Here is an 11,845-nt window from a genome sequence, read left to right on the forward strand (position 1 = left end):
TAACCCATCAGCGTAACGCTAGTGTGTCAGAAATAATCTTAGGGGTAATAAAAATCAAGACTTCTTTTTTGATATTAGAGTTTGTTGTACGGCTAAACAGAGCCCCGACACCCGGCAAATCCCCCAACAGTGGAACCTTTGATTTACCCTGTGTCTGTATATTATTAAAAATACCGCCAATAACCAATGTCTCACCATCATTGACCAGTACTTTCGTCTGCACTTCGTTCTTATCAATTGAGGGCACAGAGCTGGAGCTCCCCCCTGTACTCTTTACAGAGTCATTTGTCACTTTGATATCCATGATAACCCGACCATCGGGTGTTATCTGAGGCGTCACCTCCAAAGACAGAACCGCCTCTTTGAACGAAGTACTGGTAGCACCACTGGATGACGCTTCCTGATAAGGAATCTCTGTACCGTTTTTGATCGTCGCCTTTTGCTTGTCTGACGTGACAATCTTGGGCTGAGAGATCACCTCACCACCACCGTCAGCCTCCAATGCTGAAAGCTCAAGACTCAATGTCGTATTATCGGTGACAAAACCCCACGTAAAGCCACTGGAACCGGCCGTACTCAGGTCAACGAACATATTGTCGATTTTGTTTTTGTCTCCATCCTGCCCCTTGCTACCACTCCACTTGACACCAATATTTTTCTCAAAACTGGTATCAGCAGTGACGATTCGAGCCTCGATCTGAACCTGTTTTACCGGTACATCAATCTTTTCAACCAGATCCATAATAGCATCCAGCTTTTCCCGGGTTTCCTGAATCAAAAGACTGTTGGTGCGCTCGACGACCTGAACACTCCCCCGATCTGACAGCGTACGATTACCTTCACCACCCAATAGCACGGAGGCAACCTCATCGGCGCTGGCATAATTGATTTGTAAAATCTGGCTAACCAGGGGGGCCAACTCATTGATCTGCTGCTTGGATTCCAGCTCCTGACGCTCTCTGGCAGCCAACTCTTCAGCGGGAGCCACGGTCAACACATTGCTTTCCAAACGCTTATCAAGTCCCTTGGACTTCAAAACAATATCCAGCGCTTGGTCCCAAGGCACATTCTTGAGGCGCAAGGTGACATTCCCACCGACGGTATCGCTGGCAACCAAGTTCAAATCTTTGAAGTCAGCAATGAGCTGCAACACCGAACGAACCTCAATATCCTGGAAATTCAATGAAAGTTTTTCACCTTCATAAGCAAAACGCTCTTTCTTAAGCTCCTCTGACTCTTCTTTCGTTAGAGGCTTAACACTCACCGTCAGCTTGTTTTCTGCCTGCCAGGCGAGGTAGTCATACTCACCTTCCGGCTCAATCACAACAAGCGCATTGCCATCACGAACCCTGGCATCAATGAATTTGACCGGTGTTGCAAAATCCACCACATCAAGACGATTATTCAACCCTTCCGGCAGACTGACACCCGGGAAAGAGAGTTCAAGTCGCCCTCCGGTCTCATCCAGATCCATGGTTGCATCCGAAGACGCCAGAGTAATCACAATATTACCCTCGCCGGCCTCACCCCGATGAAAGTTGATATCAGAGATTTCCTTGACGCCATAGCGGCCTCTAGCGCCCTCCATACCGGATTCCGGTTCGGGGAAGCTTTCTGCCGTTCCCTCACGACCATCTCCAATCATGATATAGAGGTTTTTACCCTCAGTTCGTGTGCTATAGCCGGCAGGATTATTAAGACTAACGATCAGGCGGGTACGCTCATTTGTTTCCAATACCGCTACATTTCGGGCATTGGCAAATCCAATTTCATTATACTTGGGTACATTGCTCAGTGTGCCAAGCAGGTCAATGGCAATCCGAGCGGGTTGCTCAATGGTATATCCCTTGATTTGAGGAGGACGACCATCGAACTCCAACTTGAGTTCAACCTTGTCCCCCGGCAGGGATGCGGCATCTATACTCTCAAGGATGGCGGCAACGGCCGATGTCATCCCGCCAAACCCTAGAATCAGAAAAAGAGCCGCCGCCCTTGCAGCTGAACCCAGTATTATTTTCATCAGCCCTACCCACACACTTGTCATTTTCGTAATTCTGTTTTTGTTATCGGCATGTCTTGAGCAGGCCGTAGTTATTGCTCAGTCAAGGTCAGTGTTCTCGGCCTTTCCACCCAGCTTTCCGGGCCACTTGGTATAATTTCAAGAAGCTGAATACCCGCCTCAGTGATAGCAATAATACGCCCATGATTCCGGCCAATATAGTCACCCACCCGAATCCGGTAAACACTGCCCTCCGTGCGAACAAGTCCCCAGATTCCCTCACTATTGCTGAGAGTCCCAACCATAGAGAAACTGTCAACCGGAAAATTTTCCAGAAATTGCTTCACGCGGTTTGAATCAGGCTTGATATCACTGTTCACCCGCTGCTTGATTGTCTGAATCTTGATGGGTGGCTCAAAAGGGCTTCGCATGCCACCAGCACTGTAAGTGAAACTTTCATAAGGGGTAAACGTTGGCAATGGTTTGATCTGCCCCTTGGGCTTTGCCCTGACCTCGTCCATAAATCGTGATAAATCATCATGATTCGCGCCACCGGAACAACCACTGAGTAGCAAAACCGCTCCCAAAATAGCTGCAATACCCGTCACTGTATGCTTCATCACTGTGCCCCCTTATCGTTATAACGATAGGTTTTGGCCAGAATCTGCATCGTGAGTACTCCCCCAGAACTACCTGGGGTCAGCTTGAAGTCATGTAAAGTAACGATTCTGGGGAGGTTAGCCACACCACTGACGAAGCTGCCAATATCATGGTACCCCCCTTTCACACTGATACTGATCGGTAACTCAATATAGAACGCATTCACCACCTCAGGCTGGAGATTGATAAAGTTAAACTCCAATCCTGACCCAACACCCAGATAAGTAATGTCTTCCAACAAGCCAGGTACCTCAGTATCACTGGGTAACTGCCTGAGCAAAGCACCAAACGATGTCTCCATCTCCACCATCTGCTGCTTATAGGATTCCACATTGGCTGCCTGAAACGCTTTGGTCTGGAACTCCTCGCGCAACTGACGCTCCTTCCGTACCACCTGATCCAAGGTACTCTGCATATCGCTCAGATAGAGGGGATAACCAATACCTATCACGGCAACAAAAACCAACACACAAGCAATAATCTTGACAACCGGTGGCCATGAACCGACGTTCTCAAAGTCCAGGTCATTGATATCAAATTCGTTGAGTTTCTGTAATGAATCACCAAGGCTCATGACTCATCCTCCCGCTTGGGGGTCACCTGTAATACGGTGAGATCAAAACTACTACCACGTCCATCCCCCAAGGCCTTAACCGCCGTCAGATTCGGACCGTCAAACCATTCAGACTCGTCAAACTGTCGCATCAGGGCTGAAATACGGTTATTAGATTCCGCTATTCCCTTTATTGTGATGTTGTTGCCCCGCATATCCAGAAACGTGAAATACACGCCATCCGGCGCCACACGAACCAGCTCATCAAACACTCGAACAATAACAGGTCGATTACCTTGTAAGCTCTGAATAACCCCCATCCGCTCCAGCAACTCTTCACGGCGTTTCTTGAGGTTTTTTATTTCCGCAATGCGCGAATTCAGCCCGTTGATTTCCTTCTGAACAAATTGATTTCTTGAACGCTGAGTATCAACCTGACCATCAATATAAGTCCCCATAAAGAACACGAGGACGAGCGACGCAACAGCGGATGCCCCCAGCATGATGAGAAAACGCTGTTTCCGTTCCTGGCGAAGCTCCTCTCGCCAGGGCAACAGGTTAATCTTTGCCATCAGTCGAAGCTCCTCATGGCCAACCCGCATGCGATCATCATCGCCGGGGCATCATTGGTCAGCGCACTGGCATTCACACGACTGGCAACAGCCATATCGGCAAACGGGTTAGCCACGACACAAGGCGTACCAATCTTTTCTTCAATCAACTGAGCCAGCCCCGTCGTAGAAGCCGTACCGCCGGCAAGCACGATACAGTCAACGTCGTTATAGTGGCTGGCTGAATAAAAAAACTGAAGACTGCGTGAAACCTGTTGCACCACCGCGTCCTTGAAAGGTTCCAGCACCTCTGGACCATAATCATCGGGCAAATCGTTCGTTTTCTTGGCCAAACCGGCCTCTTCAGCGCTCAACCCATAACGACGCTGAATCTCTTCAGTCAGCTGCCGACCACCAAACATCTGTTCGCGGGTATAAATTGTTTTGCCGTCCTGCAACACACTCAGTGTCGCCATAGTCGCGCCAATATCCATTACCGCAACGGTGGGATCAGCCGCATCGACATTGAGCTGGGGCAAAACCATTTCAAAAGCTCGTTCCATAGCATAGGCTTCAATATCAACGACTTTGGCCGCTAGGCTCGCCAGATCGAGCACCGCCTCACGCATCTCAACATTTTCCCGACGGCAGGCGGCAATCAGAACTTCAGCGGTTCCCGGATTATTCTCGTGCGTCCCCTGTACTTCAAAATCAATTGCGACTTCATCAAGCGGGTAAGGAATATACTGATCCGCCTCAACCATGATCTGACTTTCCATGTCATCATCATTCAGGCTGGCGTCCATATCGATAGTTTTGGTGATAACAGCCGCACCGGAAACGGCGACCGCCGCATTTTTGAGCGAGGTTCGGGATTTGGACACGAGTTTCTTGATCGCCTCACCGACAGCGTCAAGATCGTTAATGTTTTTGTCGACAACCGCATTCGGCGCTAGAGGCTCCACAGCGTAGGCCTCAACCTTGTACTGTTTGCTGCCCCGGCTCAGCTCCAGTAACTTCACGGATGTGGAACTGATATCAATCCCCAGCAGGGAGTTCGATTTCTTATTCAGCAGCCCCAGCACTGTTTTTATCCCGTAAGTGTTAGTATATCTTTTTATATCATTATCTTATGTTACCTTTTTCATTAAATAACAGACAGCACATGAGCGCAATTGTGCTATCGGGGCGTCACGGGCTTATAATGGCCACTCTTTCACGCTAAATGACGCTCAACAGAAGCGTAACTCTTTAATTTAACTGAAGAAATTATGAAGACAGCGGTAAAACTGGCGAAATTTGGCTTATGGTGCGGCATTGCTGCATTTTGTGGTGCACTACTCATTTCCGCCAGCGTCTTTCTCTATCTGAGTCCGGCGCTCCCTTCGGTCGACAGCCTGAGAGACATCCGCCTGCAAACCCCTCTACGGGTATTTTCGGCAGACAACAAACTGATTGCCGAGTTCGGCGAAAAACGCCGAAGTCCCATCCAGTATGAGGACCTGCCAAGACCACTGATCAAAGCGTTTCTGGCTGCGGAGGATGACCGCTTCTACTCCCACAATGGCGTCGATGTCATGGGCCTCCTACGCGCCACCGTCCAGCTGGTTTCCACCGGCAAGATCCAGTCAGGCGGAAGTACCATCACCATGCAGGTTGCCAAAAACTTATTTCTCAGCCATGAGCGTGTATTCTCCCGCAAGTTCAATGAAATCCTGTTGGCACTGGAAATCGAAAGAAAGCTGAGCAAAAACGAGATTCTTGAGCTGTATCTGAACAAAATTTATCTAGGCAACAGAGCCTATGGCGTAGAAGCGGCTGCACAAGTGTATTACGGAAAACCCTCCCGTGAACTGACTCTGGCCGAGATGGCCATGATTGCCGGCCTGCCCAAAGCGCCATCCCGTTACAACCCACTTGCCAATCCCCGTCGCGCCCTGATTCGGAGAGACTGGATACTGTCCCGTATGTACGACCTGGGTTACATCACCCAGGCAGATATGCAGTCGGCTATCGAGCAACCTGTCACGGCGCAATATCACGGCCTCCCCATTGAACTGGAGGCACCGTATGTCGCAGAGATGGTTCGTCAGGAAATCGTGGAGCAATTTGGGCAGGAAGCCTATACAGACGGCTATGAAATTTATACCACCGTTAACAGCAACAATCAGGTAGCAGCCAATAAAGCCATCGACAACGGCATCCAGGCCTATGATGAGCGCCACGGCTACCGAGGCCCTGAAGCCCAGTTGGGCGACTCACCAGACAACTGGCACCAGGCACTCATGAGCACTGGCCGTATTGGACAGCTTAAACCTGCCATCGTCACCGCCTTTAATGGTGATTCCACCGAAATTCTGTTCAAGAAAGGCGAGACAGCTCAACTCCCCTGGACAGGCATCGAATGGGCTCGCCCCTACATCACAGTCAACCGTCAAGGCCCCAAACCCAAGAAACCGGAAGACATCCTGGCTGTGGGCGACCTCATCCGCGTCAGACAACAGCCGGATGGAAGCTACCGACTCAGCCAGATCCCTGATGTCCAAGCGGCCCTGGTCGCCATCTCACCCAAAAACGGTGCAATTGAGGCTCTGGTTGGCGGCTTCAACTTCTACGACAGTAAATACAACCGGGTTACTCAGGCCAGTCGTCAGGCTGGCTCCGCCTTCAAGCCCTTTGTCTACAGTGCCGCCATTGCCAATGGCATGACCGCTGCGACACTCATCAATGATGCCCCCATCGTCTTCAGTGATGACAAACTCGAAAGCCATTGGCGGCCACAGAATGACAACATGAAATTCTATGGTCCCACTCGCCTGCGAAAGGGTCTGTATCGCTCCCGCAATCTGGTCTCTATACGTGTACTGCAACGCACTGGCATCCAACGCACCATTGACTACATGGAAAAGCTGGGACTTCCACGAGATAAATTACCCCGCAACCTTTCGCTGTCACTGGGAAGTGCCGACCTCACGCCCCTGGAACTAACAACCAGCTATGCCATTCTTGCCAATGGCGGCTTCCGGGTAGAGCCCCATTTGATCCAGCGAATCGACCGACTCGAAAAAACGGTCTTCCAGGCCAATCCTCCGACGGCCTGCCGGGACTGTGCCGACATTCACAAGAGCCAGCCCGATGCAGAGCAGGCTATCAGTGATCTGATGCCTAACGAAACCTTGTCGCCGAGTATTGCCAGTACTATCAATGATTTTGCGCTGATGTCAGCATTGCCTACCAGCGCCCCGTTCACCATCAACTACGCGGAACGGGTGATGGGTGAGCGGGTCAACTACATCATCAACAGCATTATGCAGGATGTCATTCGTAAGGGGACGGGACGCCGCGCCCTGGCACTCACGCGTGACGATCTGGCCGGCAAGACAGGGACGACCAACGACCAGAAAGACGTCTGGTTTGCGGGTTACAATCCTGACCTTCTGGCCACCGTCTGGCTAGGATTTGATCAACCACGACCACTGGGACGCTGGGAATACGGCGCCAATGCCGCACTGCCAATGTGGGTTGAATTCATGCGTACGGCACTGAAAGACGTACCAGAGTCCTACCTGCCACAACCAGCAGGCATCACGACCATCAAGATCAATCCGGAAACCGGCAAGCCGGCACGCCCTGACGACCCGAATGCCATTTTTGAAATATTCCGCACAGAAAAGGCGCCAAAGGCCGACTTCTCTGATGAGCAGATGCCGACCCTGGAGACTGAAACCTTCAATCCTGACGAAATTTTCTAAAACTGCAGGGATACCAGACAACAAAAAAACCCGCTAAGCGGGTTTTTTTGTTGGTGAGAGTCAGTCCGATATCAACGATCAGATATCGTCAACACTCTTTAGCGGATAGTTGGCCGGATAAGGCAGCTGAGCGACGCCGGTATCGACTGCAGCCTTGGCCACAGCGGCTGCAACCACACCCAGAAGACGCACATCCATTGGCTTGGGAATGATGTACTCTGTACCAAACTCCAGCGCATCAGCACCGTAAGCATCGAGCACTTCCTGGGGAACAGGCTCTTTCGCCAGTTCACGGATAGCGTGGGCCGCTGCAATCTTCATCTCTTCATTGATCGCCTTGGCGCGAACATCCAGTGCACCTCGGAAAATGAAGGGGAAGCCCAGAACATTATTCACCTGGTTCGGAAAATCAGAGCGGCCGGTTGCCATGATGACATCAGGGCGAACCTCACGGGCCACATCCGGGTTAATTTCCGGATCTGGGTTAGAGCAGGCGAAAACAATCGGGTTTTCAGCCATCTTCAGCAGCTGTTCCGCTGACAGCAGGTTAGGACCAGAAAGCCCCAGGAATGCATCCGCACCTTCGATAGCGTCATCAAGGGTCCGGTTATCCGTATCAATGGCAAAGGCCGCCTTGTATTCATTCAGGTCAGTACGGCCAGAATGGATAACACCTTTGCTGTCGAGCATGCTGACATTTTCAGGTTTCACACCACAGCTGATCAACAGTTTGGTACAGGCAATAGCGGCTGCACCGGCGCCCAGGCAGACCAGCTTGGCGGAAGCGATGTCCTTACCTGCCAGCTCAAGGGCATTCAGCATACCTGCTACAGTCACAATCGCTGTACCGTGCTGGTCATCATGAAAAATGGGAATTTCACACTGCTCAATCAGTGCACGCTCAATCTCAAAGCATTCAGGCGCCTTGATATCTTCGAGGTTAATACCGCCAAACGTGTTAGCAATACGCTTGACCGTATCAATAAAGGCTTGGGGACTTTCTGATTCAACTTCGATATCGATGGAATCAACACCGGCAAATCGCTTGAACAGCAGCGCCTTGCCTTCCATAACAGGTTTACTGGCCAGTGCGCCCAGATTGCCCAGGCCAAGAATGGCGGAACCGTTACTGATAACAGCAACCAGGTTGCCTTTTGCGGTGTATTTGTAGGCGTTTTCGGGATCTTTGGCGATTTCTCTGACCGGCTCGGCAACGCCGGGACTGTAGGCCAGTGCCAGATCACGTGCGGTTTCAGCCGACGTGGTCAGCTCAATACTGATTTTGCCGGGTTTGGGGTTTGCGTGATAGTCAAGAGCGGCTTGCTTCATGTCCTCAGCCATTGTATTTTTTTCCGATGTTGTTGTACCTGCGCGGAGCCATGAGAATATAGGAAAGGGAAATGGTGAACAACCGCAATGACGGCCATTTCAGGGGATTTGGCAAGCAGGTAAGTCCATTCCGAAAGTGTTTTTCTGCAGGATAATACGTATCAGAAACAAAAAAGGCGCCGGTAAGGGCGCCTTTTTTGACAGAGTCCGAAAACTCAGCGACGGGTGCTGAGCTTGCCGAAACGCTGCTGGAAGCGTTCGATACGGCCGCCGGTATCCATCACCTTCTGAGTGCCGGTGTAGAACGGATGGCACTTGGAGCATACGTCCAGCTGCAGGTCCTTGCACAGGGTGGAACGAACCTTGATTTCGTTGCCGCAGCTGCAGGTAGCGGTAATTTCTTCGTACTGAGGATGGATATCCTGTTTCATGTGAGCTCACCTCTGTGTTTCGGCATGCCGCCACCCGTTAATGTGTTGATCAACAGGCACCGCATGCAGGTTTCAGGTCCGGCCATCCACGGGGAATCGCCGGATCCTGTCCGGAAGAGCGCGAATACTACCAGAGAGCAAACGCCAAGCAAAGACAGTTGAACCGGCAATCTGTTACCATTTTTTGCAATTAAGGGCCTGCCGGAACGCGATTTACCGAAACCATGTCAACCACTTCTAACGACTCTCCCCTGATTCTCAGGATTGCCCTGCCGGTTACCCTGCGGCGATTGTTCGATTATCTGCCACCGGAGAACGGTGATCTGTCACTAGTAAGACCCGGCATGCGGCTGACAGTTCCGTTTGGCCGACGCAAGGTGACAGGCATCCTGATCGACACCGCCACCCACAGTGATTTTCCTATCGAAAAACTGAAGCGCGCAGACGTTCCTCTCGATCAGGAAGCTGTAATAACGGATGACATTCTTCAACTGTGTCGATGGGCGGCCACCTATTACCAGTACTCCCTCGGCGACACACTGAGCCAGGCATTACCGGTCATGCTCAGGCAGGGTTATGACCTCAGCAAGGAAGCACACACCTGTTGGCGACCAGCGTCCGATATCGATCCAGCCATTCTCGGGAAACTCAATCGTGCTCCCCGCCAGCAAGCGACATGGGAAATCGTAAAGACACACCCCACAGGTGCAACCGAAGTCGCCCTCAAGGCATTGGGAGCGGAAACCGCCATGCTGAAAAAGCTGGCCGAGAAAGGTCTGACGGAATCCTATTCCCATATACCAGAAAAGCGCCCCTTCCACAGTTATGACCCGATACTGAAAACGTCTGAACTGGTATTGAACCATGAACAGCAGCAGGCACTGGAAGCCATTACCTGTGATGCCAACCGGTTCAGTACCACACTACTGCATGGCGTCACCGGCAGCGGAAAAACCGAAGTCTATCTGCAGGCCATTCATAACACGCTGAAGCAACAGCAACAGGCGCTGGTGCTGGTACCCGAAATCGGACTGACACCTCAAACACTGGAGCGATTCCGCAACCGTTTTAATGTTCCGGTTACCGTTCTGCACTCAGGACTGAACGACAGAGAACGTTTGAATGGCTGGCTATCCGCCTTTCATGGGGAAGCCGGCATTATCATTGGCACCCGGTCCAGCATATTCACGCCCATGCCTTATCTTGGGCTTATCATCGTCGATGAAGAGCATGACCTCTCCTATAAGCAGCAGGACAGCATCCGTTACTCAGCCCGGGATCTTGCCATTTACCGTGGAAAACTGCGGGATGTTCCTGTCGTGTTAGGCAGTGCCACACCGTCACTGGAATCACTTCACAATGCCAAAAACCATCGCTACCGCTATCAGAAGCTGAACCAGCGGGCTGGCAACGCCAAACCACCCTATCTGGAACTTGTGGATATCCGAGGAAAACAGCTGAACGCGGGGCTGAGTGAAACCGTCGAACAGGCCATCCATCAAACCCTGCAACGTGGCGAGCAGGCACTGGTCTTTCTGAATCAACGGGGTTATGCGCCAACATTGTCGTGCAATGAATGTGGCCATTTGATGGATTGTCCACAGTGCGATGCACATCTGACCCTGCACCGCACACCACCTCATCTGCATTGCCATCACTGTGATCTGCAGCGCCCCATCCCTCTGCAATGCCCCCATTGCAATAGCCGCCATCTGGCACCTGTCGGCCAGGGAACAGAACGTTCAGAAGAAGTGCTGGCCAGACAGTTTCGTAATACCAAAGTGCTCCGCATTGACCGGGACAGTACACGTCGCAAAACGGCACTCAGCGATATGCTCACTATTATCCACAAGGGCGAACCCGCCATTCTGGTAGGCACCCAGATGCTGGCGAAGGGGCATCACTTTCCCAAAGTCACGCTGGTCGTCATCCTGAATGCTGACAGCGGTTTTTTCAGTGCAGACTTCCGTGGTCCGGAAAAAGTGGGCCAACTCCTGCTGCAGGTTGCCGGACGCGCTGGACGAAGCACACGACCAGGGCACGTTATCATTCAGACCCAGTTCCCGGAAAATCAGCAACTGCAGCAATTGGTTACCCAAGGCTACGATGCGTTTGCGGAAAGTCTGCTCGTTCAGCGTCAATCCATCAGTCTGCCGCCATTCGGCTATATGGCGCTATTAACGGCAGAAGCAACCCATGCGAACGATGCCCATCAATTTCTGGAAACTGTTGCCAGCCATGCGCAACAGATAATCCAAACACAGAATCTCGCGGGACCGATGGGTGTAAAAGTTTTGGGCCCCATGCCTGCAGCGATGGAAAAACGTCAGGGCCGTTATCGCATGCAACTGTTTCTTCAGGGCGTCAGTCGCGGACCACTTCATACACTCCTCAACCATCTGGTTCCTGCGATGGAATCATCACCGCTGGGCAGAAAAATCCGCTGGTCTGTGGATGTTGATCCACTGGAGATAGGCTAAGGATTTACCCTCTAATAACATCCATGGTTCGGATGATGTCACACAGCCTCTGTTCGACATCATCGCCAGCAGCTTGAGACACTCTTCACA

General features: G+C 51.5%; 9 protein-coding genes. 2 read left to right on the forward strand and 7 right to left on the reverse strand.

Translation table 11 applies throughout. From position 1 onward, the window contains the following. Positions 1-7 precede the first annotated feature (7 nt). The 5 genes from ABD892_RS04115 to ABD892_RS04135 form a co-directional block, all read right to left on the reverse strand. Positions 8-2,020 carry a type IV pilus secretin PilQ gene (locus ABD892_RS04115; RefSeq protein ID WP_345194086.1) on the reverse strand — a complete coding sequence of 671 codons (2,013 nt, stop codon included), beginning with the start codon at positions 2,018-2,020 and terminating at the stop codon, positions 8-10. A 71-nt stretch (positions 2,021-2,091) separates the two neighbouring features. Continuing rightward, positions 2,092-2,619: a pilus assembly protein PilP gene (locus ABD892_RS04120; protein WP_345194088.1), complete on the reverse strand. Its 528-nt coding sequence runs from the start codon at positions 2,617-2,619 to the stop codon at positions 2,092-2,094. Beyond that, positions 2,619-3,233, reverse strand: a complete 615-nt coding sequence (locus tag ABD892_RS04125; RefSeq protein WP_345194089.1) for a type IV pilus inner membrane component PilO — start codon at positions 3,231-3,233, stop codon at positions 2,619-2,621. Before ABD892_RS04125 ends, ABD892_RS04120 begins: the two co-directional genes overlap by 1 nt. Then, the gene (locus ABD892_RS04130) at positions 3,230-3,784 is read right to left on the reverse strand and encodes a PilN domain-containing protein (RefSeq protein ID WP_345194090.1); all 555 of its coding nucleotides are present in this window, start codon (positions 3,782-3,784) and stop codon (positions 3,230-3,232) included. Before ABD892_RS04130 ends, ABD892_RS04125 begins: the two co-directional genes overlap by 4 nt. Next, the gene (locus ABD892_RS04135) at positions 3,784-4,848 is read right to left on the reverse strand and encodes a pilus assembly protein PilM (protein ID WP_345194092.1); all 1,065 of its coding nucleotides are present in this window, start codon (positions 4,846-4,848) and stop codon (positions 3,784-3,786) included. Before ABD892_RS04135 ends, ABD892_RS04130 begins: the two co-directional genes overlap by 1 nt. A gap of 186 nt (positions 4,849-5,034) precedes the next feature. Between ABD892_RS04135 and ABD892_RS04140 the strand changes: the two genes are divergently transcribed. Further along, entirely contained in the window at positions 5,035-7,515 is a 2,481-nt protein-coding gene (locus ABD892_RS04140) for a penicillin-binding protein 1A (protein WP_345194093.1), read from the forward strand. Between the two features lie 78 nt (positions 7,516-7,593). Here ABD892_RS04140 and ABD892_RS04145 read toward each other — a convergent pair whose 3' ends face one another. Together ABD892_RS04145 and rpmE are read right to left on the reverse strand one after the other, a co-directional pair. Beyond that, positions 7,594-8,856: a malic enzyme-like NAD(P)-binding protein gene (locus tag ABD892_RS04145; RefSeq protein WP_345194094.1), complete on the reverse strand. Its 1,263-nt coding sequence runs from the start codon at positions 8,854-8,856 to the stop codon at positions 7,594-7,596. Between the two features lie 203 nt (positions 8,857-9,059). After that, on the reverse strand, positions 9,060-9,275 hold the full coding sequence (gene rpmE / locus ABD892_RS04150; RefSeq protein ID WP_345194096.1) for a 50S ribosomal protein L31: 216 nt from the start codon (positions 9,273-9,275) through the stop codon (positions 9,060-9,062). A gap of 224 nt (positions 9,276-9,499) precedes the next feature. Here rpmE and ABD892_RS04155 point away from each other — a divergent pair, with 224 nt between their 5' ends. Beyond that, complete coding sequence (locus ABD892_RS04155) at positions 9,500-11,755, forward strand: primosomal protein N' (protein ID WP_345194097.1); 2,256 nt, start codon at positions 9,500-9,502, stop codon at positions 11,753-11,755. The last annotated feature ends 90 nt before the right edge of the window (positions 11,756-11,845 follow it).

The organism is Kistimonas scapharcae (assembly GCF_039540975.1).
GTDB classification, from domain to species: Bacteria; Pseudomonadota; Gammaproteobacteria; order Pseudomonadales; family Endozoicomonadaceae; genus Kistimonas; species Kistimonas scapharcae.